Source organism: Rathayibacter rubneri, assembly GCF_023743255.1.
In the GTDB taxonomy this organism is placed as follows: Bacteria; Actinomycetota; Actinomycetes; order Actinomycetales; family Microbacteriaceae; genus Rathayibacter; species Rathayibacter rubneri.
This window is the reverse complement of sequence record NZ_JAMRYM010000003.1, coordinates 39630-62066: the sequence shown is the minus strand read 5'-3', so window position 1 is coordinate 62066 and position 22437 is coordinate 39630. Positions and strand designations below refer to the sequence as shown.

Here is a 22437-nt window from a genome sequence, read left to right as displayed (position 1 = left end):
GGCAAACCGCCTCCTCACTGCAAGCGCAGGGTTTTGCGCGTCGGTCAGTCGGCTCGCCCCGATGATGCTGACTTTGACTTTGTGCTCTGCAGCCGGCGGGCCTCGTCGTCGTCATCAGCAGTGATGGCATCGATCAGGTGCTGAGCATCTGGGAGCGCACGCTGCTCCTCAGGGGGCAGGGACTCGTAGGTGTAGGTGGCTACGGCCATAGGAGAGTCGACTCGTCCTAAGGCGTAGCGGACGATTCGGTCGCTCTTGTCGCCGCAGATGAGGATACCGACCGTCGGCCGGTGCAGCGCGGCGTCGCGAAGTTTGTCGTCGACAAGCGCGATGTAAAACCCGAGCTGCCCAGTGAAGGACGGCTCGAACGCGCCCTTCTTCAGCTCGATCACGACGTACCGGAGCTGACGAACGTGGAAGAAGAGCAGATCGATGTAAAAGTCTGATCGGTCGACCTCGAAGTGCACCTGTCGACCGACGAAGGCGAAGCCGGCGCCGAGTTCTGCGAGAGTCTGCGTGATCCGATCCGTGAGTGCCTGCTCGAAGTCCCGCTCAGCGGCACCTTCAGTCAGGTCGAGGAAGTCGAAGACGTAGGGGTCTCTCGAGATCTGCTGCGCCAACTCCGAGTCCGCGGCGGGGAGCCGGTCTAGAAAATTCGACGGAGCCGCCCCGGTCCGCTCCAGAGTGCGGTTCTTGATCTGGTTCAGCAGCACGTCTCGGGACCAACCGAACTCGACCGCGGATGCCGCGTACCAGTCGCGCTTCGCCTGCTCATCGAGCTTGTCGATGAGGACCCGGATGTGACCCCACGGCAAATGTGCCACAGGCTGTGGCACATTTCGAAGGTCCGCCCACCCGGCCGCGAAGGACCGCATGTACAGCAGGTTCCGGCGCGACAACCCCGTCATCGTCGGGAACTCAGCACGCAGGTCATCGGCGAGACGACCAACCACGCCGCTCCCCCACGCGTGCTCGCCCTGCTGGCGGAGGATCTCGTGCCCGATGCTCCAGTACAGCTCGATCAGTTGCGCGTTGACCGTTCGCTGCGCTTTGTACTGCGCCGTGCGAACGTGCTCCTTGAGCCGAATCAGTACGACCGCGTAGTCGACAGGAAGGCTGACGGCGTCGGAAGGCATGAGGCCGATTCTTTCGTAAGTCTCGAAGCGTGCTGACAAGCTACCTGCCCTGCTCAGCCCGTTCGCGCAGCTCTGCGCGAACGGCGCTCAGAGCTGTCGTAGATGGCTTCGCCCTCGCGAGTGCAGTCTGCGCTCATTCGTGCCTCGATGAGGTGCTGGGCCGAACCAGCCCAGCCCGATGGCTAAGCAGCCCTAATCGAAGTGAACGAGGAAGGGCCGGCGACACCACTCGGATGTTACAGGCCCTTCCTGTTTCGTCGTCAGCGGCCGGGTTCGGATCGTTCGATCTGGCGGCCCTTCCCGCGTCCGCCGCGCGTCGACGGGACCCGTGTGCGCGCCGCGGGGTCCGCTCCACGAGCGGGAGTCGCGAAGGAGGCGTCCACGGTCATCCGCGCGTTGATCTGCTCCTGCGGGACGTCCTGAGCCTGCATCGCGTTGGCGGTGTGGGCCCGGCGTTCGGCGCTGTCGTACGCAAGTTCCCCTTCGTAGCGGGCCGCGGCTGCACGTCCCTCGTCCGTCGCCGCAGGAACGCCGTCAGGGCCGCTCCGGACGCCGTTGTCGTCGCGGTAGAGGGCGACCTGGGATCGAGCGTCCTCAGCCAGGGTGCGTAGCTCCTCGGGGCTCTGCGTGGGCGTACCGCCAGCCTCGGCATCACGGTCGTACTGGGCGGCCTGCTGCTCGAGCTCGTCGGCGCGAAGCGCAGAGTCGATCGGGATCTCGGCGGGTGTGATCTGGGCTGCGGCATCGTTGGCGCGATCCAAGCGTTCGGCCTCCGCGACCATCACCTGAGCCTCGGTGGCGTCACGCTGAGACTGTGCCCGCTCGGCGTCAACTGCGTCGACGGCTGGGCCGGCCTGGTCCGTGCGCCACTCCTGTACGAGAGCCGCGCGGGCGGCTTCGCCCTCGGCCGGGTCCGCGGGCTGCACCCGTCCGTCGTCGTCGAAGGCGACGGCCGTCTCGACGCGGTAGTCCTGGTAGCCGACCGGATCGTTGGCGCGCTTCCACTCCTCCGCGAGGCTCAGGTGCATCGCGGGGATGTCTCCTGCAACCGCCGCGCGGTAGTCCTCGATGAGTGCCCGTTCAGCGGAAGGGTTGGGCTCGCGGGTGTCGCCGACAGGCATTGTGAGACGGTCCTCGTCGTGGCGATGGTAGCCCTCGGGTGCAGCGGTGGTGGCCCACTGCTTCGCGAGGTCCAGCTCGGTCGGGGTGTCGCGGGCGATGCCCTGCAGAGTGGCGAAGTCGACGCCGTAGCGCTCCTTTGCCTCCGACGCGATCAGTGCACTGGCGGACGCGATCTGCGGGTCCGCGTCCTTCCACGCCGCGGCCGTCTCCGCGACGCGGGCGACGTCGTGCACGGTCGCCCGATCCCACCACTGCGGATCGTTGATGATGGCCACCGCCTGCCGCGCCGATGCCCGCTCGCCCTCGTAGCGGGCTGCGAGCTCGCGCGCCTCGACCGCGCTGCGCTGCTGTGCTTCGCGCATCGCCTCCTGGTACGCGCGGGCCAGCTTCTCGCCGAGCTGGATCGCGATGGTGAGCGCGATCCGTGCGGACGAGTTGATGGACTCCTCCACGCCTCCGTCGTCGTCAGCCATAGTGATTCCTCCCCTTCACTCGTGTGGGTCTAGCGTTCGTGTCCGTCGCTCTCGCGCGACTCGATCCCGCGCTGCGGGGCAGCGGTCGTGGTGACGCTCGGCTCCGCCTTGATGAGCTTCGTCGGGACAGGGGTGCCGGTCGCGAAGCTCGCTCGCACCGTCTCGCGGGCGCGGCGGGTGTCCTCGGGCAGGGCGTCCCAGGCGTTCTTCTGGATCTGCGCGCTGTAACCCTCGTGGACCGTCTTCAGCTGGTTCCGGATCGTCCCGGCGAGCTCGCGGGTACGGCGCGCGTCACCGGCGGCCTGGTGGGCGTCCATGATCGCTCGCGTGGTGCGCACGATCTGGCGCAGCAGCATGGCTTCCTCGGCGGCCTTGTTCCGCTTCCCGGCGGTCGCGAGGATCAGCATCGTCGTGCCCGCCATCGACGGCATCGCGGCCGGCCGCGGCGTCGACTCGTGGGCGCGCAGGTGCGCGGAGCGGGCGAGGGTCCGTGACGCTTCAGCGAGCGGCCCGGGTGTCGGCTCGAGGCGCCTCGACCACGCGGCGTAGGCGCCTGATGCTTCGCGGGCTGCGTGCGCCCAGGTCGCGCGATCGGCGGGGTCCACTCGACTCAAATAGTCGTGGAGCCGCCCCATGTCCTCCACGTAGGAGGAGTACAGGTCGCTGGAGAGCTCGGTCGCTTCGCGGCCGGGTGCGACGGGCTCGTAGCGCCACGGGTTCTTCGCTGTCGCGCGCCACTCGTCGACCGCCGTCTGCGCAAATTGAGGTGAGTCCGGCCAGCCCTTCCGCAGCTCCGGGAGGGTGAGATCTCGGGCGAGCTTCCCGCCACCGTGCCACACCACCGGCGCGCCCTTCTCGGGACGCAACGCGACCGAGTAGCCAGCGACGACGTCGTCGCGGCCCGCCGCGTAGCGCGGGCGGATGAGCACGCCGGCCTGACGCATCCGGCGCACGAACTCCGCCTCGTCCGCGGACGCGGATGCCGACGAGCGGACCGCGCGCTCGAGCCGGTGAGCATCGACCTCGACCGCGCCGCGGCGCTGAGCGGACTCGCGTGCGCCCGGCTGCACGCCGCGCTCCCCCAGCTCACGCTCGGGCGCGTGCAACGGTTCGAGCCCGTACTCCTTCTCCAACTGCCGGCTGACCCTCTGCGAGAGCGCCTTGTCGTATGCGACGTGCGCCTTCGTCCCGTCGGCGCGCACCGCGGAGACAGCGATGTGGATGTGGTCGTTGCCGTTCTTTGAGAGCCCGTGCCGCACAGCGATCCACCGGCAGTCGGCCTTCCCGGAGGACTCGCCTGCAAACCCCATCCGGTCCACGAAATCTGTCGCGATCCGTCCCCACTGCTCATCAGTGAGCTGCCCCTCCTCCGCACGCAACGAGAGGGAGCAGTGCCAGACATCGGCGGCGACGCGCTTACTGCCGATGTGCTCGCCGGAGTCCTTGTCGAACACCTTCTCCTGGCGGGTCACGTCGACGCCGAAGAAGTTCTTGTACTCGTTCAACTCTGCCGCGATCGCGGCGGCATCGGCCTGATCGAGGACGCTCTCACCGTGCATCGCCATGATCGCCGGGTCCCCCGCGATCAAGTGCTGCTCGGTGTGCTCGTTCGCGCGCCCCTCCCCCGCGAGGTAGCGCACGAGACCGCCCATGTCCCCGCCGTACGTGACGTTCGGGATCACTGGCCGGCCAGTCGTCGCAGCGTCTCGTTCACCCGCGGCACCAGCGCCCGGTACTCCGCCGCCACCTGCACTGCTTCCTCAGGGAAACGGCCCTCAGTGTTCGCGAAGCGAGCGAGCTGATTCATGTTGCTCGAAAGACGCCCCATCAGCGTCCGCAGCTGCATCAGCTCCGACCCGACCGACTTCCACTCCACATCCGAACGCACCTGCGGATCGATCGCCGCCTCGAACATCAACCTCGGCACCGTCACATCCAGAACCTCGGCTCGAGCTCGCAACATCACATCCTCATCCGGGGACACCCGAACGACGTACTTCTTTTCCCGACGCTGCTCCGGCGGAACGTTCGGACGACGCTTCCGACCGAACAACCTGCTCGACTCCGTCATCACATCCCCGTCCTTCGGCCCAGCGCAGCGAACCCGCCAACCAGCGGGGACCATACGACCAGTATGCGCACCGGCCCAGCGCAGCGCCAGACCGGCAAGCAACTTAGGGCACCTAAGTCGACAGCTTGCTCCGCTCTACCGTCCTGCTACTTTCGACCCTGTGTGTTCACGGCCGGGTTGAGACGTGCAGGACCTGAATCGGTATCCATTCGACTGCCGTTCTCGGTAGTGTCGGGGTATGAACGACGTGACTCGGAACCCTGATGAGGCAGCGGAGGCGGCTCGCCGCCTCCTCGAATCCACCGTCGAGAGGCGGGTCGAAGCGGTGCGGTCCATCGTGAGCGCAGCGAACGACACCGACACCGCGCGGACTGCTCTCTCTGACGCGCAGACCCGACACGCCAAGGCATGGTCCGCCGCACTCGCGTGCGGCTGGTCCGAGAAAGAACTCCGCGCAGCAGGCGTCCCGCGACCCGAACAAACCCGCGCCCGAGTGGCGCGCACTCGCCGACCTTCGGCCGGCGACACCGACGTCGCCGGATCGACGGACGGCGTCGCCTCGGAGTCGATGGAGCAGGTCGCGTGACCGGCGACAACGACGCTCTTCACGCGCAGGTCCGCGAGTGGGCCGAGGGGTCGAACCCGCTCGTTGCAGCGGTCGAGCTCTTGATCCGCTCGGGCCTGGTTTACGAGGGCGCTCCGTGGGTCCGGACCGACAACGCCTGGAAGACGAGCGCGGTCGACTTCGATCGCCTGGGCTACGAGATCGGCGCGCTCAGCGGCGGCGAACAACGCATCGCCCGGATCGCCACCTCTCTCGGGCACGGCACGCCCGTGGACCTGCGCGACGACGTCGCCGGTCTCGACTACGAGCACGCTCGTCTCGTGCTTGCCGCGGTGGCACACGCCGCCGGATTCATTGAGCCCGGAACGACCGTCCAGGACGTCGACGGCATCCCCACCCTCGCGCCTTCCGAAGCGCTTGCCAGCTGGCCTACCGAGTAGCGTTGCGCTCGACCCAGCGCCCCCTCGCTGGCGTCGGAAAGCCCCCGCTCGAGCCTGCGGCTCGCGGGGGCTTCTCCGTCCCGGCTGACACCGGTACGGCTGCGCCGTGAGGCCCAGCTGATACTCCGTGATCGGGCGGGCGGAACCTCGGTCGATTGCGAGACCAGGGAGGCTGGCGCTGAGTAGTTCACGGAGGCCCCCTGACCACCTGTGCACAGCTCCAGCTCTCGCTGGGGCTGGCCTGCACACAGGCGGACAGCAGGACCCCGACCGGATCGTAGATCGAATGCAGACCCGTGCTTCGGCGCGCGTCGCCTCGTACTGGAGACACCACTACCGCGACCGAGCCGGCAGTGCAATCGCAGATGCAGTAGACCGACACTCAACCGAGTTGCGAGCGCGAAGTCTCGCTAATTGGTGCCTGCCCGCCACACCAGGTAACGGTTCAATTGACCTCTGAGATCGGAGGCCGCGTTAGTGCGCCGCGTCGTACGCAGCCTGCACGTCAGCGGGCACACGACCAGACCGCGGAACCTCGTATCCGTGACGTCGCGCCCAGTGCCGCATCGCCGCCAGCATCTCAGGACTCTTACGCCCCGCGCTCGCAGCAACAGCTGTCACTCGAGGTGCAACTCGTGCTGGCGACAGTGGCCGCGCAGCGTCGACGAAACGGGCAAGGGCGAGGTGCAGGTACCCGATGTTCGCCGCAGTCTGATCGATCTCGTAAGCGTCGTCATCAACGGAGAAACCCACCGTTCGACCACGTCCAGGCGGGATCAACGCGCCAGTCAGATCATCGACAAGATCCACCCGAGAAGCCACGCGATCGATCACCCTTCCTCTGCCGGCACCGGAGACGCAGACGCCTCCTCCACAGTAACGATCGTCATGGCGCGGCCTGGGAGCATCAGAGCGCCGCCTCGCCGGGGCGAAAGCAGCAGCTGCTACGCCGATAGTCGGACCTTGGCTCGACGAAAACCTCCACAAAGTGGACATCACGAACGCGCGCACACCGCTGCCCCATCGACGACCGGCTTCACCGCGCGACGCGACCTCATTACCGTCTGAGCATGGACCCCTCCGCACTGACGCTCGTCGAAGTTCTCCCTCACAGGAAGCGCACCTACTGGTACGTGTTCGAATCGTCCGACCGATTCGTGAAGCCTTGGTGGGATCGCGAGTTTGCGGTCGGCGCGTCAGATCATTGGCTGTCGGCTCGGAGCGACGACACCGAGGTCGCCCGATGCAAATTCGTTCTCCACCCCGGCCCGCTGTCGCATCGAGTCCTGGGAGAGATGCCTCATGGTCAGCTCGACATCCTCGCGCTCGAAGTTGCGGTGCCAGAGCGCGGCCGGGGGGTGGGTCGCGCAACCCTCCAGGTGATCCGACGGCAGTACCCGCTGCCCAGACTGACAGCGCTGAACGACGACAACCGGTCACGGGGATTTTGGGACCGGATGGAATGGATTCGACACGAGCCAGCAGGCATCCTCCGCGGCTCCGAACGAGTCACCTACTCCGAAACCCGGAACATTCCGTCGGTTCCAAGCCACTGATTGCATCGGCGGATGTTCTGCACACTCGGAGCGCAGCGCGCGGTATGTCTATCTGAGGTACACCCCAACGCAACACCAGTGACAACCGACGACGCGCGTAGCAGTAGGGTCGCTTCTCCTCCTTTCGCTACACATCTGGGTCAAGGTCTAGGAGTGACGCAACGAACGCAGACCGTCGGCTCCGAGTCAGTACGACCGACCAGAACCTCGATCGACAGATCGCGGCGATCGGCGCCGTCGACCGGATTTTCGAAGAAGAGGTCTCCGGCGCCACCCGCACCGACCGACCCTCTCTCGCGGACTGCATCCGCTACGTCCGAGACGGCGACGTCGTCCGAGTCGCGTCGATGGATCGCCTCGCGCGCTCGCTGCGAGATCTCCGCGATGTTGTCGACGAGATCGTCGCAAAGGGCGCCTCCGTTGAGTTCGTCGAGGAAAAGCAGACCTACGGACCCGGCGGCGACGATGCGCTCGGACAGCTGATGCTGCATCTGCTCGGCGCGTTCGCGGAGTTCGAGCTCTCCCTCATCCGAGAGCGGCAAGCCGAGGGCATTCGCATCGCGAAAGCCGCGGGGAAGTACACCGGCCGGCAACGACGGCTCGACGACGTCCAGGTCGCTGCAGCTCGTGCGGACATTGCCGCCGGAATCCCGAAGGCAGCAGTGGCACCAAGCTCGGCGTCGACCGCACGACCCTCTACCGAGCGCTGGCACTCCCCCAGCGAGACGAGCTCGCCGCGACCGAGATCTAGAGCGGCGTCAGAACGCCTGCTTGTCGAACCCCTCGGGAGCTGTGTTCATCGGGTCTGCCCACTGCAGGCCGGCGGCGACCGCGCGGGCCAAGCTCTCGAGGCCGGTGCCGAAGTAGCCGTATCCGTGGGTCGTCTCGATCTGCTGATGCGGCGGCATCACCACGAGGCGCCAGTTGAACAGCATCTTCCAGACCTCGACCGTGAAGGTGTCCGTCTCCTGCAACCGGAAGCCGTTCTCCGTCCGCACGATTCGCTCCCCTGCGATGTCGGCCTCCGAGCGCAACTGCTGCTCGAAGTCGTCGAGCACTTCGGCTCGGGTGCGCAGTATCGCCGTCTGGTCCACTGACCCAGTGTCTCGATAGCCGCCCCGTCACCGGGCATTTCATCGGGCGGGTCCTACGGGACACTTGTGAGTTGCATCGCTCGGTGGCGGTGTCAGTTCTCGAGGTCCTCTGCACAGATCTTCAAGGTCCTCTGCACAACACTCTGCTGCGTCAGCTGATCCCGAGAGCCTGTTGCAGCTCGGGCCCAAGGGTGAGGTCGTTGTCGGGATCTGGCACAACCGTTCCGTCCTGCACCTCGTAGTAGGCCTGCCAGGGATTGAGGAGCGACGCCGGTACCGAGTCGTAGGTCTCGAGGAACAGGACGTACCTGCCGTCAACGTCGAGGTCCGGTCCCGGCTCGGAAACGCTGCCGGTAAGCAGCTTGACCTCGATCAGGTCGCCCGGCTCGTACAGCGACTTCGCGTCGGTCAGGACCTCGATCGACACGACTCGGTAGTCAAAACCTAGGATGGCTTCCCTGCGGTCCGAGAGGATGTCGCCCACCACCACAGCATCAGACCTCTCAGCCATCTCGGTGTCCGAGGAGTACGCGGGGTAGTCGCCGTTCGAGCCTGCTGGTGCGCAGCCGCTCGTGGCCATCACTGCCGCTGCGGCGACCAGCACCCATCCCGAGCGCCGTAAGAACGTCCCGCGCTGATGTGAGGTCCGATCCATGAAGTGATCCTCCTCGACGTTCCGACGCTCGCCGTCGACCGCAGTTAAGCACGGTTGTCGAGCCCGTGCCGCGTTACTCGTCACCGCGGCGCGAAGGTAGAGGTAAGAGGTCTCCCGGCTGATACCGAACTCCTTCGCCAGCGCTGTCTTTGATATACCGATGGCAGAGCGCTCATGCAGCTAGGTCAGCTGCAACCGACGATCGGGGCCCACGCCGACGTCGGCCAGCTGCGTCTAGGTGCTCTTGCGCCCGAGAACGCGAAGGCCATCTGGCCGCACCTCACCCGTGGGCGAGACGTGGCGGTAGAGCGTCTGGCGGGAGATGCCGAGTTCTTTGCAGAGGGCACCGATGTTCGTCTCCGGCTTGCCCATTGACGCCATCGCGAGTCGCACCTTGGCGGGCGTCATGGTGAACGGGCGCCCGCCGACCCGACCGCGTGCTCGAGCAGACGCGAGGCCCGCCATCGTTCGTTCGGAAATGAGCTCGCGCTCGAACTCAGCAAGGGCAGCGAAGATCCCGAAGACCAGCTTGCCGGCCGCAGTGGTCGTGTCGATCGCCGCCCCCTGACCCGTGAGCACCTTCAACCCAATGCCGCGGGCGGTGAGGTCATGGACCGTGTTCACGAGGTGGTGAAGGTCGCGTCCGAGCCGGTCCAGCTTCCACACGACGAGAGTGTCGCCTTCGCGCAGCGCTTTCAGGCACGACAGCAGACCCGGCCGATCATCCTTCCGACCGGACGCGAGGTCGGAGTACAGCTGAGCGTCCTCGACGCCGGCCGCGAGCAGCGCATCACGCTGGGGATCCGTGGTCTGCGTTCCATCGGTTTTCGAGACGCGCATGTAGCCGACGAGCATCGCTGACTCCTGTCACTTATACGGCCGAATACGTGACGCGGTGCTGGCGCGATGGTGCGCCGGGTGAAAGAGTCACGTAACGTGTCACTCATTCTATATGTCGTAAACGGCTCTAATCAGGTTTCGTGACGTCAGTTAATTGCTGAGCCGACGCCGCACTTCACTGGCTCGAACGTCGCTGGACCTGAGGGAAGCCGACCGACCCGGAAAACCATCCCCATACGGAACGCCGATCGATCAACCTTTCAACGATCTGATGACGTTCGCGGTACTCCTGACGCAGGCTGCAGCGCGCAGTGCTTCACTGATCCGCATGACGCAGAGACGAACAGGACGAGGGACGCCTCTCGTCGCCGCGGCCGCCATCGCGCTGAGCGTCAACGGTTGCACCGACATCACGTCGGACTCAGCCGGGTCCTGTTCGCCCAAAGTAATCGAACTGCAAGAGTCGTCTCTGCATCCCACCGGAGTCGTCCACTTCAGCGCCGACTTCATCTGGGAGACATGCGAGGACACCGGAGGCACGAGCCGCGCCGCCTCAGACGTCACGGTCACCATCACCCCCTCCGCGAGCGGCGAGGAAATACTGCTTGGCCGGCCGACACCGAAGGGCGAACGATCGACGGTCGACGCATCCTTCGACCTCCCCGCCAATCTGCAAACCGGGCCCGCCGTGCTTGCCTTGCGCACACACAGCGGCGACCCGATCGACGTCGAACTGCCGATCGAAATCACCTCAGCGCCCGCCACCTAACCCGGCCTCGCGGCCAAGAAGAAAGCACCGGTGAGCGATCCCCATATGGAACGGCCAGCGGCGCCCGCGCCGTGTGTGCAGGGGACCTTGAACATCTGAATGCCCAGGGTCGTCTGCATGAGTGCCGCGGTGACGCGCGCAGTCGTGCAGGCGACCGTGAGAAACGACAAGCGCTGTGAATTACGGCGTTCTCTGGCGGTGTTTTGACGTCGTTCTGTGTCGCTCTGGATGAGATGAAACAGTTCCGCTGCGCGATCGCGCGGATCTCGAGCTACTGGGCGTCAGGAGCGCACGAGGCGCGCGATGGCGTCGGATGCTTCTTGCAGTTTGATCTTCGCGTCGTCGCCGCCGGCTGCGGCGGCTTCGAGGACGCAGTGGTTGAGGTGGTCGTTGAGGAGACCGAGTGCGACGGATTCGAGGGCGCTGGTCGTGGCGGAGATCTGGGTGAGGATCTTGATGCAGTACTGCTCGTCTTCGACCATGTTCTGGAGCCCGCGGACTTGTCCCTCGATGCGGCGCAGCCGGCGGAGGTACTGGTCCTTGTCGGAGATGTAGCCGTGGGGGCCGGCGGTGTCGTCGTGCTCGGTCATCTGTTCGGTCACGGTGTCCTCGTCCCCCGGGGTGCTGGTGCAGCTCGTCCGCTGCTGGTGTGGGTCGGACGGGTACGGAGAGGGTTTTCAGCCGCTCCGGCTGCTTTCTGCATACTCTAGGGGGGTATGCCCGGGCGTCCTCATCGATGCTCGGGGTGGAGTGACGTGCGGTTTCGGAGGTGTGGATCATGAGCGACAGCGCCGTTTCTAAGCTGTCCGCGCCGCTGACGCGCGCGGTGGTCGTGGTGCTGACGTTGGCGGCTCTGCTGCTGGGCGTATTCGCGATGCACTCCATGATGGGCAGCCATTCCGACGCCTCCCTGTCCGCAGGACACACGCATGCGCAGACCGATGCTCACGCCGATCCGGTGGCCTCGATGGCCGGCGGGATGGCTTTCGCGGCCGGCGCCGATCAGGGCGCGGTCGTGCCGATGGTGCCGTGTGATGACAGTTGCGCGATGGGGTGCGCGCTGATGGCGGCGACGTGCGTCATCGTGTTCTTCCTCGCGTCCCTGATCCTCCTGGCCCGGGTGCCGGCGATGTTCGCGCGCGTGTTGGACGCGGGTCCGCGTCTGGTGCGGCTGGTGCCGCGCGCGAGGTTCCACGTGTATCTGCCGTCGTTGACGGTGTTGTCGATCAGTCGCACCTGATTCGCCCTGGTGTCGCAGCGTCCGCTGCGACTTCCTCACCGCGCCCGCAGGGCGTGGTTCCGGCGATTTCTGCAACCGACTGAATGGATACGACACTCATGAACACCAAGCGCACTCTTCTCGCCTCGACCCTCGCTCTGGCGACCGCGATCACTCTCACCGCCTGCTCGGACAGCTCCTCCGGGATGAGCGGCATGGATGGGATGGGCGACAGCAGCTCGTCCGCGTCCGCCGCACCGTCCTCGAGCTCCGCCGCGTCAGCGGAGGACTTCAACGACCAGGACGTGATGTTCGCGCAGATGATGAAGCCCCACCACGAGCAGGCGGTGGAGATGTCCGACATGATCCTCGCGAAGGACGGCATCAGCACCGAGGTGACCGACCTCGCGACGCAGATCAAGGAAGCTCAGGGCCCGGAAATCTCTCAGCTCGAGGAGTGGCTCGCCGCCTGGGGTGCTGAGGACTCGATGTCGGGCATGGATCACAGCATGGACGGGATGATGTCCGACGAGGACATGTCCGCGCTGGAGAGCGCGACCGGCGCCGAGGCGGAGAAGCTGTTCCTCGAGCAGATGATGATGCACCACGAGGGTGCCGTGGAGATGGCGCAGACCGAGGTCGATGAGGGCCAGAACGCGGACGCGATCGAGATGGCAGAGATGATCGTGCAGACGCAGACGGAGGAGATCGCGACCATGCAGGACCTCCTCGCGTCCCGCTGACCCGTCTCCCCTCCCCACCCCTTCCCCCTCTCCTGGGCAGGCGCAGCGCTGCTGCGTCGTGCCCCGGGCGCGCGCGCTACCGCCGCGCCCCGGTGGGGGTCGCCGTACCTGGCGATCCCCACCCCTTTCTTCTTCGCGCCCGTCGAGGGCGCTCGAACCAGAAACGTTCCCCATGCACCACACCCCTCTCCACCCCCGCCTGCTTCGGTCGGGAGCTGCCCGGTGAACGCCGCGTCGACGCCGACGAGCGACCCGCGCCGCCGTGACCTGCACCGCACCCGACCCCGCACCCGCGAGACGTCCCCGCGGCAGGCCGCGCTGACGCTCGGACGCCGGGCGACGTACACGGCACCCTCCCGCGCGGAAGCGCACGCGATGCAGCAGGCCGCGCGCGCCGCGGCCCGCCCGCGACCGCTCCCGCCCGGCACGGCCACGATGCGGCCGCGTCTGGCCGGGGTGTCGGCGATGACTCTCGTCACGATGATCGCGGTGACCTCCTCCATGCCCGCGTTCGCCGTCGAGGGCACCCCGACCACGACCGCGACCTTGGCCGCCGCGAGCGAGGTGCAGCCGCAGACGTTCGTCGCGGCCGGAGCCGTGCAACTCACCGTCACCCGGGACGCGTTCGGCGCGGAAGCCAAACCCGAGGTACTGGTGACCGCCGCCGTTGCCACGGAACTCGTGGACGACGCATCGGAGGACTCCGCCGCGTCCATCGAGGACAGCGGTATCGCGGCTGCTGCCTGGCGGGTGCCGGTCGCGGGCCGCATCTCGAGCACCTTCGGTCCTCGCCCGAATGCTCCGGTCTCGGGAGTGAGCGCGTTCCACAAGGGCACTGACCTCGCCGCCCCCTGCGGAACCCCCGTGGTCGCCGCCACCGGCGGCACCGTCGAGGAAGCCGGCTACGCCGGCAGCTACGGCAACTGGATCCTGCTGGAGAGCAGCGACGGCATCGAGACGGGCTATGCGCACAACAGCGACCTGCTCGTGGACGTGGGCGACACGGTCGCCGCCGGCGACCTCATCGCTCTCGTGGGCTCCACCGGGGCCTCGTCCGGCTGCCACCTGCACTTCGAGACCCGCGTCGACGGCAGCCCCGTGGACCCGGAAGGGTTCATGAGCGATCTGGGTGTCGGTCTTGGCTGAGCCGCGCACCACGCCCGCACGCCGGGCGGCCGGCGCGGCGGTGCTCGTGTTCGCCGTCACCGCATCCCTGTTCCTCAGCGCGCCGGCCTCGCAGGCGGCGGAGTACCCAAGTTGGGAGCAGGTGCAGAGCGCTCGCGCGAGCGAGGCGAGCACGCAAACGCAGATCACCGAGCTGACCGGTCTGCTGCAAAGCTTGGAGGCGGACGTCGCCACGGCGCAGCGCGAGCAGCAGCAGCGCGGCGAAGCGTACGAGCGAGCTCAGGGCGCCTACGACCGGGCGAATCACCGCGCGGCGACGTTGCAGGAGCAAGCGGACGCCGCCTCCGCCCGCGCCGACACGTCCCAGGTGCAGGCGGGCCGTCTCGCAGCATCCCTGTCCCGCACCGCCGGCTCGAACCTCACCCTGTCGCTGCTGACCGGGAAGGACAGCAGTAGCCTCCTGAACCAGCTCGCGACGATGAGCAAACTGGCCGAGAAGACGGACACGATCTACGCGACCGCGACCGCGGACGCGAACACTGCTCAGGCGCTCACCGAGCAGGCGGACATCGTCACGGCGGAGCTGGGCGAGCTGGCGAGCGCGTCGCAGAACGCGTTGGCCGACGCGATCGCGGCCAGCGACGCGGTGCAGCAGCGCCGCGACGAGCAGGCCGTGAACGCGGCCACGTTGCAGGCGCAGCTCAGCGTCCTCACCGAGGACCGCGCAGCGACCGAAGCCGACTATCAGCGCGGCGAGGACGCACGGCGTGCAGCCGAAGCGGCCGCCGCCGCGCAAGCCTCGCAGGCCGCCGCTGCCCGCACCGCGCAGGCCGCCGCCACTGCCGTCCGCACCGCGCCCGCGCCCGTGTCCGGCGGGAGAGCCCCCGCCGCCGGCGGAGCGGCGCCGGTGCCGTCAGGGTCCGGGTGGGTGAGGCCGGTGTCGGGGTGGATCAGTTCCGCGTTCGGGCCGCGCCCGAACCGTCCGGTCGCCGGAGTCGGGTCCTTCCACTACGGCACCGACCTCGCGGCCGGCTGCGGAGTGCCCATCTCCGCCGCATCCGCCGGGACCGTCGCCTACTCCGGCCCGCTGGGCTCCTACGGCAACTGGGTGCTCCTAGATCACGGAAACGGCATCCAGACCGGCTACGCCCACAACAGCACCAACCTCGTCTCCGTCGGGCAGAGCGTCACCGCCGGGCAGAGCATCGCCCTCGTGGGCTCCACCGGTGCGTCCTCCGGCTGCCACCTCCACTACGAGACCCGCGTCAACGGCGCCCGCGTCGACCCCGAACCGTTTATGAGCGCTCGAGGAGTCACCCTTGGCTGACCACCCGCACCGTCCATACCGCCGATACCGTCCGGCCATCGCCGTCGGCGCCGTGACGGTGGCGCTGCTCACCGGCTGCGCTACCCCAGACCGTGCGGAGACCGGCGCGCTCGTCGCCGCGCCGAGCGGGCTCGAGCACGTGCACGGGCTGGGCTGGGATCCGGCGACCGGACTCACCTACGCGGCCGCGCACTCGGGAGTGTGGGTGATCCCCACCGACACCCTCCCCGACACCTACCCCACCACCGGCGCCGGTGCGCCTTCGGGTGAGGGGCCGATCGGGGGGCGGGCGCAGGACACGATGGGGTTCACGATCACCCCGGAGGGCGTGTTCTACGCCTCCGGGCATCCCGACCCCGCCGACGATTCAGCGCCGGGTCCGAATCTGGGCCTGATCCGCAGCACCGACGCGGCCGCGACGTGGGAGCCGCTGTCCCTCAGCGGGGAGACGGACTTCCACGACCTCACGACCGTCGCCCTCACCGACACGGCCACCCGCGTTTACGGATACGACGCGACCGGCGGCGTCATCCTCCGAAGCGACGACTCCGGCGCCACCTGGACCCCGGCCGCACAGGTGCCGCTCCGGGATCTGAGCGCCGATCCGGAGCGCCCCGACCGGGTGTTCGCGACCACCGAAACCGGCGTGCAGGTCAGTGACGACGCGGCGGTCACGTTCCGGCCCGTCTCCGGCGCGCCCGCCCTGTTCCTCGTGGACAGCAGTGCCGGCGGGGAGCTGGTGGGCGTCGACGTGGACGGCATCCTGTGGACGGGGACTCTCGAGGGCTCCTGGCGAAGCCACGGGCAAGTCGAGGGGACGCCGGAGGCGTTCGCGCTCGTCGACGGCGAAGAACAGTGGGTCCTTGCCGCCGACGAGCGCGGAGTGGTCGCCAGCGGCGACTACGGGCGCACCTGGACGGTGCTGCGGCCCTCCTCGTGAGGGACCGGGCTGGTGCCGCGCTCGCGCGCGGCGCGAGTGCTCGCCTCGGGGGACAGGTCCAGGCGGCGCAGCAGTTGCGCGTTCACGGCGACGACGACCGTGGACGCCGACATCAGCAGCGCCCCGACCGACATGGGCAGTACGAACCCGATCGGGGCGAGCACTCCTGCGGCCAGCGGGACGGAGAGCAGGTTGTAGCCGGCCGCCCACCACAGGTTCTGCTTCATCTTGCGGTAGCTCGCCCGGGACAGTTCGATCACCGACAGCACCGACCGGGGATCATCCGACGCGAGGATCACACCGGCGGACGCGATCGCAACGTCGGTCCCGGCGCCGATCGCGATCCCCACATCAGCCTGCGCGAGCGCGGGAGCGTCGTTCACGCCGTCCCCGACCATCGCGACGCGGCGGCCCTCGTTCTGCAGCTCGATCACCTTCGCGGCCTTGTCCTCCGGCTTCACCCCGGCGAACACCCGATCGATGCCGAGCTCCTCGCCCACGCTGCGGGCGACGGCTTCGGCGTCGCCGGTGATCATGACCACCTGCACGCCGATCGCGTGCAGCGCGTCCACGGCCTGCCGGGATTCCTCCCGCACCTCATCCGCGAGCCCCAACGCCCCGATGACTCGGCCGTCGCGGAGCACGTGCAGGATGATCATCCCTTCCGCCTCCCACGCCCGCGTCTGCTCGAGCGCGGCCGCGTCGTGCGCGCGGAGCATCGACGGACCGCCCACACTGACCGACCGCCCTTCCACGTGCGCGGTGACGCCGACCGCGGTCGACGCCTCGAACCCGGTCGCCGCCGGCACCCGCACGCCGCGGCTGTCCGCCGCGGCGACGATCGCCCGCGCCAGCGGATGCTCGCTGTCCGCCTCCACCGCCGCGGCGACCGCGAGCAGCTCCTCTTCGCGCACACCCTCGACGGTGTGCACGGCGGCGAGCGTCGGCTCACCCTTGGTCAGGGTGCCGGTCTTATCGAACAGGACCGTGGTCACCGTCCGCATGCTCTCCAACGCGAGACGGTCCTTCACGAGAACGCCGCCCTTCGCGGCGCGCTCGGTCGCGATGGACACCACCAGCGGGATCGCGAGCCCCAGCGCGTGCGGGCACGCGATCACCAGGACCGTGATCGTGCGGATGACCGCCTCATCGGGGCTGCCCAGCAGCGACCACACGATCGCGGTGATCACCCCGGACCCCAACGCGAACCAGAACAGCCACGCCGCCGCGACATCCGCGATGCGCTGCGCCCGGGAGGACGAGTTCTGCGCCTCTGTGACCAGGCGCTGGATGCCGGCGAGAGCGGTGTCATCCCCGACCGCCGTCACCTCCACCCGCAGGGCCGTGTCCGTGGCGACCGTGCCGGCGACGACCGTCGAACCCGGTCCGCGGCTGACCGCCCGCGACTCCCCGGTGATCATCGACTCGTCCACATCAGCGGTGCCCTCGATCACTCGGCCATCCGCCGGGACCCGGCCTCCGGGCCGCACGATCACGACGTCGCCCTGCACCAGGTCCGCAGGAGACACCTTCTCCACGCCGTTCTCCCGCACCCGCTCCGCCTCATCCGGCAGCAGCGCCGCGAGCGAGTCCAGAGCCGAGGACGTCTGCGCGAGGGAGCGCATCTCGATCCAGTGCCCGAGCAGCATGATCACGATGAGCAGCGCGAGCTCCCACCAGAAATCGAGTTCGTGATCCAGCACACCCAGGCTGGCACCCCACGACGCGAGGAACGCAACCGTGATCGCCAACGCGATCAGCAGCATCATCCCCGGCGTCCTCGAGCGCAGCTCCGACACTCCACCTTGCAGGAACGGCCGCCCGCCCCACACATACATCACCGTGCCCAGCACGGGCGAGATCCACGCGACCCACGACGCCTCCGGCAGCGGATAGCCCAGGATCATCGCGAACATGCCACTGAAACCCACCACCGGCACCGCGAAGACCAACATGATCCAGAACAAACGCCGGAACTGGCCCACGTGATCACCATGACCGCCGTGACCCCCGTGACCTCCGTGGTCGTGGTGCTCTGCATGGCTGTCGTGCTCGCCGTGGCCCGGGTGACCGGCAGGGTCACCGTGCTCGCTGCTGACCGGATGCCCGGCGTGACCATCCGGAGCCGTGCTCACGGCCTGACCGTGCGAGGACCCGTGATCCCCCGGCATCGCGTGGCCGCTGTGCTCGGACGACGCCGGCACCGACTCCGCACCGTGATGCTCACCGTGCCCGCTCGAATGCCCCTCGTGCTTGACCATCGTGACTCCTTCCGGCCTGAACCGTCCTCACCGAACCGTATACCCCCCGGGGGTATCTGGACAACGGGTGTGACGGCTCATTCATTCCCAGAGCAGCGCACCTCTCAACACTCCCGCCCCGTGGATATCCACCGTCCGCGCACGGTCCCGCCGCCCCAGAACACGCCCCCGGAAACACTCGCCGCGACGCTGCACCTCGCGGATCCGGCCTGACCGACGACCTGCTCACCCACCGAACGGACCACGCTGATGCTCTTGGAACTCCTCACTCAACTCGCCACCACGCCGCCGTCCCCGGCGACCCCCACCCCCGCGCCGTTCAACGAGGACACCGTGACCCCGGGCCTCTTCGGCTTCCTGCTGACCTTCCTTGTCGCAGCCGCCGCCGTCCTGCTGTCCGTCGACATGATCCGGCGCGTCCGACGAACCACCTACCGGGAGATCGTGTCCCGGCAGCTCGACCTCGAAGAAGCGCAAGCGCAGCAGAAGAATGCCGACGAGCAGTAGCGGCACCCGTCCCGCCAGCCGCGGCATAGCGCGACGCTCTGGGCCGGTGCTTAGGCTGTGAGCATGACCGATTCCGACCCCACCGGCACGCCACCACCGCCGCGTCCTGTGTGGGTGAAGGTCTTCTCGCTCGTCGTCGCCGTACTGGGGATCATCTTCATCGCCGTACACCTGCTCACTGGTGGCGGAGCTCAGATGATGAACCACTGATGATGCTCGGCCCGCGAGCTCGCCGCGTCGCTCTCACCGTCCACGTGCTGGTGTCCGTGGGCTGGTTCGGTGCGGTGGGCGCGTTCCTCGCGATCGCGATCGTCGGAGCGACCAGCAGCGATCCCTTCACGGTCCGAAGCGCGTACCTGGCGCTAGATCCGCTGGGAACGTTCGTCATCATTCCGCTCGCCCTCGCATCCCTCGCCACCGGAATCCTGCAAGGCCTCGGAACGCACTGGGGTCTCGTGCGCCACTACTGGGTGGCGATCAAGCTGTGGCTGAGCGTCTTCGCGACCGCTGTCCTCCTGCTGCACACGCGCCTCATCGAGACGATGTCCCTCGCCGCCCGCCACGGGCTCATCCCCTCCACGCTCGAGGGAACCCGCACGCAACTGGTCGTCGCGACCGCCGGCGGCGCGATCGTCCTCGTGGTCATCACCGCCCTGTCCGTCCTCAAACCTCGCGGCCGCACCCGGATCGGGCTGAGAGCAACCCGAACGACGTGACCGGCGCCGAGTGCCGGCATGTCAGCGCCGAGACAATGAGGGGACGCGCGGGTGATCGCCGCCCGGGCGCAGCGCGATCCAGAGCCCGCACCGCCGGCACACGTATGCAGCGCCATTATTGAGTGCGTGAACCTGACGTCGACGCCTATCCCTCCCGCAGCAGGAGCAGGTGACGCAGAAATCAGGGTTCACGGGAAGCGATCGCTTCCACGAGCTGCTCCGTCGTCGGAAGACCCGCCAGCCCGTCCGGCGTGAAGTAGATCCGACAGGCGAGATCCGTGGTCCGCCCTGCCGAAGGGAACAGGTCTTCCCCGTCGAAGGTGATCGTCGGGGAACCCGCGAAGGCGACGTCGGCCGCATCCTCCGATGTCGCCAGCAGTCGGTAGGTGACAGGGACGTCGGAGTGGCCGGTGGTCGCCAGCGCCTCCTCCAGGCGAGGGCCGACGTCCTTCCAGTTCGGGCAGTCGTCGATGTGGAGAACCTCGATCATCATGCTCCGATCATCCTCCTGTCCTAACCCCTTCAGCCCGGCGACAGCGCTTCGCGAGCGCGTTCACTTGCTCTCCCGTGAACGAACGTCGATGAGACACGGCCCACGAGCACTCCACTATCCGGCGAGTCATGTTCAACAGTGTGGAGTTGCTCGTTTGATGGCGGCGTTCTCTGATCGCTCAATGTCGCCGGTCAGCTCCCGATGACGAGGACGCTGGCGGCCGCTTCGACGACGTCGTCGGTGATCGTCTCGAGTTCGTTGATCTTGAGCACGCGGCTGATCTGGGGGAAGAGTCGTTCGAGGAGGCGGAAGTTCCCGCGGGTGATGCGTTCGATGGCGGCGACTGCTTGAGCGTCGGTGAAGTCGTCGGGGTTGAGGGTGCGTCCGAGGCGTTTCCAGTGTCGGTCGAGGACGAAGAGGAGTTCGTCTCGGCCGATGGCGCGGTAGCGGTGAGAGAAGCCGAGGCGGCTGTAGAGCTGGGGGTAGTGGCGGAAGCGCTGGTCGATGCCGGGCATGCCGATCAGGATTATCGCGAGGTGGGTGCGGTCGTGTTCGTCGCGGAGCAGCTCGAGCGCGGTGGGCGTGAGCCGCTCGGCTTCGTCGACGATGAGCATCTCGACCCACCGAGTGGTGTTGCCGTTGTGCATGCCGCTGACTTTCCCGATCGTGCGGAGGTGCTCGTCGATGCAGATGCCGAGGTGGGCCTGCCACTTGCCGATCTCCCGCATGAGGTCTTTGGGTCGCGGTAGCACCTCGGGTGTGTAGAAGACGGTGCGGGAGCGATGCGCGAGCGCGTTGTGTTTTGCGTCGTCCTCGTTCCGTGGGCCCCACGTGGTGAGGTAGGGCTCGAGGGTGTCCCAGTTGGCGTAGCGGCGGGCGGAGTTGGTCTTGCCGACTCCGGCGTCGCCGTGGCAGATGCCGATGGTGCGCTCCTTCTTCACCGCGTTCGCGAACTCGGTGAACCGGCGGTGTTCCTTGGTGACGATGAAGCTCTGGGTCATCACTCCTCCTCGTAGGTGCGGAGTCGTTTCTTGCGCGGGGTGGGGTCCGCGAGGTGGGGTTCTTCGCGGTGGGCGACGGTGGGGATACGGTCGTTGATGGTGCGGCGGAGTTCGTGGCGGCGGGCGCGGCGGGCGGCTTCGATGTCGCGGAGGCTGAGGCGGATGTTGGGGTGGGCTTCGTCGACGGCGACGCAGATGAAGGTGTCGTGGTCGTAGACGCGGATCTCGGAGACGTCGCGGGGGTCGTAGCGGATGGTGACGGTGTGTCCGACGAACGGGGCGAGGGTGGGCGCGAGGTAGCGCTGACCCTGGAAGTGGATTCCGTCTCGTTGCACGGTGCGATGCGTGGGCACGGTGAGCAGCAGGCCGTCGAGCTCGTCGAGGGTGTCGGGCATGCGGGGCATCCACCCGTCCGCGACCCACGCGTCTCGCGGGGAGATACCGAGCTCCTGGTGGGTGCGCTGGTTGTAGGTGGCGATGAAGGCGCCGATCGCCCGGTCCACGCCCGGGAGATCGAGCACGGGCTGCGGGCTGCGGTTCCCGGGGCCGAGGTGGCCGGGGAGGGTCGGGAGGACTTCGGTGTTGATGGTGCCGAAAAAGCGCTCGATCTTGCCTCGCCCCTGAGGCCGGCCGACGGTGGAGAAGATGAGCCGGAGGTGCAGCTCGACGGCGGTGCGCTCGAGGTGGTGGCTGGTGAAGTCGGAGCCGTGATCGACGTGCAGCACGTCGGGGATCCCGCACATCGCCCACGCGGGGTCGGTCTTCCGCCAGATCGCCTGCCGCAGCGCGAGAGCGGTGTTCAGCGACGAAGGCGCTCCGGTGAAGAGCATGTAGCCGCAGATCGCGCGGGAGTGATCATCCATCACGGTCGTCAGCCAGGGGCGGTCGGGCTTGCCGTTAGCGCCGACGATGAGGATGTCGAGTTCGGTGTGGTCAGCCTGCCATGTCTGGTTCGGCCGTTCCGCCCGACGCCGGAACACCAACTCGTGCCGGTCGCGATAAGAAGTCGGGCCCTCCAACGCAAGGGTGACGAGCCCGGGGTCAAGGGCCTGCACGATCTGACGGACCGTCGCGTAGCTTGGCGCCGGCCGGCCGTCGCGCAGGCACTCCTCGACGGTGAGGCGATGCAACGTCGCGATCGACGGACGAGGCCGGGTCAGGGCGAGCCGCTCGATGGCGGCGACGGTCGCCGGATCCGTGCGCCGACCGCCCTTGTCCGTCCTCGCAATGTCGTCGAGCCCGGCGAGCCCGTCCCTCTTATAGAGCTGATGCCAGCGCTGCAGCGTCCGCGTGCCGATGCCGCTCTCGCGGGCGAGGGCCGCGAGGGGGACCTGATCTTCGACGTGAAGTCGAAGGATCCGCCACCGCTCGAGGCCGTCCATCA

24 protein-coding genes and 1 pseudogene are annotated in these 22437 nt (G+C 67.8%); 12 read left to right on the top strand and 13 right to left on the bottom strand.

Going from position 1 to position 22437, the window contains the following annotated elements; translation table 11 throughout:
• Positions 1 to 44: 44 nt before the first annotated feature.
• The 4 genes from NB037_RS02085 to NB037_RS02070 form a co-directional block, all read right to left on the bottom strand.
• Positions 45 to 1136 carry a PDDEXK nuclease domain-containing protein gene (locus tag NB037_RS02085; RefSeq protein ID WP_251943187.1) on the bottom strand — a complete coding sequence of 364 codons (1092 nt, stop codon included), beginning with the start codon at positions 1134 to 1136 and terminating at the stop codon, positions 45 to 47.
• A gap of 260 nt (positions 1137 to 1396) precedes the next feature.
• Positions 1397 to 2731 (bottom strand): hypothetical protein, encoded by a 1335-nt coding sequence (locus NB037_RS02080; RefSeq protein ID WP_251943186.1) that lies wholly within the window; start codon positions 2729 to 2731, stop codon positions 1397 to 1399.
• A gap of 29 nt (positions 2732 to 2760) precedes the next feature.
• On the bottom strand, positions 2761 to 4383 hold the full coding sequence (locus NB037_RS02075) for a relaxase/mobilization nuclease domain-containing protein (protein ID WP_251943185.1): 1623 nt from the start codon (positions 4381 to 4383) through the stop codon (positions 2761 to 2763).
• Between the two features lie 26 nt (positions 4384 to 4409).
• On the bottom strand, positions 4410 to 4802 hold the full coding sequence (locus NB037_RS02070) for a plasmid mobilization protein (RefSeq protein ID WP_251943184.1): 393 nt from the start codon (positions 4800 to 4802) through the stop codon (positions 4410 to 4412).
• A 582-nt stretch (positions 4803 to 5384) separates the two neighbouring features.
• Between NB037_RS02070 and NB037_RS02065 the strand changes: the two genes are divergently transcribed.
• A complete protein-coding gene (locus NB037_RS02065) occupies positions 5385 to 5807 on the top strand; it encodes a hypothetical protein (protein ID WP_251943182.1) in 423 nt (140 codons plus the stop codon).
• Positions 5808 to 6281: 474 nt separating this feature from the next.
• Here NB037_RS02065 and NB037_RS02060 read toward each other — a convergent pair whose 3' ends face one another.
• On the bottom strand, positions 6282 to 6803 hold the full coding sequence (locus NB037_RS02060) for a histone-like nucleoid-structuring protein Lsr2 (protein ID WP_251943355.1): 522 nt from the start codon (positions 6801 to 6803) through the stop codon (positions 6282 to 6284).
• Between the two features lie 74 nt (positions 6804 to 6877).
• Between NB037_RS02060 and NB037_RS02055 the strand changes: the two genes are divergently transcribed.
• Complete coding sequence (locus tag NB037_RS02055; protein ID WP_251943180.1) at positions 6878 to 7363, top strand: hypothetical protein; 486 nt, start codon at positions 6878 to 6880, stop codon at positions 7361 to 7363.
• 218 nt (positions 7364 to 7581) lie between these two features.
• A pseudogene (locus NB037_RS19780) lies at positions 7582 to 7884 on the top strand (recombinase family protein); the annotation flags it as partial.
• A gap of 237 nt (positions 7885 to 8121) precedes the next feature.
• Here NB037_RS19780 and NB037_RS19775 read toward each other — a convergent pair.
• The 3 genes from NB037_RS19775 to NB037_RS02035 all read right to left on the bottom strand — a co-directional run bounded on the left by NB037_RS19775 (position 8122) and on the right by NB037_RS02035 (position 9967).
• Positions 8122 to 8457, bottom strand: a complete 336-nt coding sequence (locus NB037_RS19775; RefSeq protein ID WP_251943177.1) for a hypothetical protein — start codon at positions 8455 to 8457, stop codon at positions 8122 to 8124.
• A 151-nt stretch (positions 8458 to 8608) separates the two neighbouring features.
• Complete coding sequence (locus tag NB037_RS02040; protein WP_159910493.1) at positions 8609 to 9112, bottom strand: hypothetical protein; 504 nt, start codon at positions 9110 to 9112, stop codon at positions 8609 to 8611.
• A 234-nt stretch (positions 9113 to 9346) separates the two neighbouring features.
• Positions 9347 to 9967, bottom strand: a complete 621-nt coding sequence (locus NB037_RS02035) for a recombinase family protein (RefSeq protein ID WP_104262291.1) — start codon at positions 9965 to 9967, stop codon at positions 9347 to 9349.
• Positions 9968 to 10223: 256 nt separating this feature from the next.
• On the opposite strand from NB037_RS02035, the gene NB037_RS02030 reads away from it, so the two are divergent.
• Positions 10224 to 10721 (top strand): hypothetical protein, encoded by a 498-nt coding sequence (locus NB037_RS02030; RefSeq protein ID WP_159910494.1) that lies wholly within the window; start codon positions 10224 to 10226, stop codon positions 10719 to 10721.
• A gap of 281 nt (positions 10722 to 11002) precedes the next feature.
• On the opposite strand, the gene NB037_RS02025 is transcribed toward NB037_RS02030, so the two are convergent.
• Positions 11003 to 11311 carry a metal-sensitive transcriptional regulator gene (locus NB037_RS02025; RefSeq protein ID WP_251943353.1) on the bottom strand — a complete coding sequence of 103 codons (309 nt, stop codon included), beginning with the start codon at positions 11309 to 11311 and terminating at the stop codon, positions 11003 to 11005.
• 188 nt (positions 11312 to 11499) lie between these two features.
• On the opposite strand from NB037_RS02025, the gene NB037_RS02020 reads away from it, so the two are divergent.
• The 5 genes from NB037_RS02020 (at position 11500) to NB037_RS02000 (ending at position 16075) form a co-directional block, all read left to right on the top strand.
• Positions 11500 to 11961 carry a hypothetical protein gene (locus tag NB037_RS02020; RefSeq protein ID WP_251943176.1) on the top strand — a complete coding sequence of 154 codons (462 nt, stop codon included), beginning with the start codon at positions 11500 to 11502 and terminating at the stop codon, positions 11959 to 11961.
• Between the two features lie 98 nt (positions 11962 to 12059).
• Complete coding sequence (locus NB037_RS02015; RefSeq protein WP_251943174.1) at positions 12060 to 12683, top strand: DUF305 domain-containing protein; 624 nt, start codon at positions 12060 to 12062, stop codon at positions 12681 to 12683.
• Between the two features lie 222 nt (positions 12684 to 12905).
• On the top strand, positions 12906 to 13829 hold the full coding sequence (locus NB037_RS02010) for a M23 family metallopeptidase (RefSeq protein ID WP_251943171.1): 924 nt from the start codon (positions 12906 to 12908) through the stop codon (positions 13827 to 13829).
• Positions 13822 to 15135, top strand: coding sequence for a M23 family metallopeptidase (locus tag NB037_RS02005; RefSeq protein ID WP_251943169.1), 1314 nt, complete (start codon positions 13822 to 13824; stop codon positions 15133 to 15135). Before NB037_RS02010 ends, NB037_RS02005 begins: the two co-directional genes overlap by 8 nt.
• Positions 15128 to 16075, top strand: a complete 948-nt coding sequence (locus NB037_RS02000; RefSeq protein ID WP_251943167.1) for a F510_1955 family glycosylhydrolase — start codon at positions 15128 to 15130, stop codon at positions 16073 to 16075. The genes NB037_RS02005 and NB037_RS02000 overlap by 8 nt, the downstream gene beginning before the upstream one ends.
• Here NB037_RS02000 and NB037_RS01995 read toward each other — a convergent pair.
• A complete protein-coding gene (locus NB037_RS01995) occupies positions 16036 to 18246 on the bottom strand; it encodes a heavy metal translocating P-type ATPase (RefSeq protein ID WP_251943351.1) in 2211 nt (736 codons plus the stop codon). The two genes, NB037_RS02000 and NB037_RS01995, sit on opposite strands and share 40 nt — an antisense overlap.
• 339 nt (positions 18247 to 18585) lie before the next feature.
• Here NB037_RS01995 and NB037_RS01990 point away from each other — a divergent pair, with 339 nt between their 5' ends.
• The 3 genes from NB037_RS01990 (at position 18586) to NB037_RS01980 (ending at position 19559) form a co-directional block, all read left to right on the top strand.
• Complete coding sequence (locus NB037_RS01990; RefSeq protein WP_251943156.1) at positions 18586 to 18843, top strand: hypothetical protein; 258 nt, start codon at positions 18586 to 18588, stop codon at positions 18841 to 18843.
• A gap of 63 nt (positions 18844 to 18906) precedes the next feature.
• Positions 18907 to 19053, top strand: a complete 147-nt coding sequence (locus tag NB037_RS01985; protein ID WP_230674267.1) for a hypothetical protein — start codon at positions 18907 to 18909, stop codon at positions 19051 to 19053.
• The gene (locus NB037_RS01980; RefSeq protein ID WP_230674268.1) at positions 19053 to 19559 is read left to right on the top strand and encodes a DUF2269 domain-containing protein; all 507 of its coding nucleotides are present in this window, start codon (positions 19053 to 19055) and stop codon (positions 19557 to 19559) included. The genes NB037_RS01985 and NB037_RS01980 overlap by 1 nt, the downstream gene beginning before the upstream one ends.
• A 181-nt stretch (positions 19560 to 19740) precedes the next feature.
• Here the strand turns inward: NB037_RS01980 and NB037_RS01975 are convergent, their stop codons facing one another.
• The 3 genes from NB037_RS01975 to NB037_RS01965 all read right to left on the bottom strand — a co-directional run bounded on the left by NB037_RS01975 (position 19741) and on the right by NB037_RS01965 (position 22435).
• Positions 19741 to 20052, bottom strand: coding sequence for a thioredoxin family protein (locus tag NB037_RS01975; RefSeq protein WP_230674269.1), 312 nt, complete (start codon positions 20050 to 20052; stop codon positions 19741 to 19743).
• Between the two features lie 191 nt (positions 20053 to 20243).
• Complete coding sequence (locus NB037_RS01970) at positions 20244 to 21053, bottom strand: AAA family ATPase (RefSeq protein ID WP_251943154.1); 810 nt, start codon at positions 21051 to 21053, stop codon at positions 20244 to 20246.
• Positions 21053 to 22435 (bottom strand): TnsB C-terminal domain-containing protein, encoded by a 1383-nt coding sequence (locus tag NB037_RS01965; RefSeq protein ID WP_251943152.1) that lies wholly within the window; start codon positions 22433 to 22435, stop codon positions 21053 to 21055. The genes NB037_RS01970 and NB037_RS01965 overlap by 1 nt, the downstream gene beginning before the upstream one ends.
• Positions 22436 to 22437: the final 2 nt, after the last annotated feature.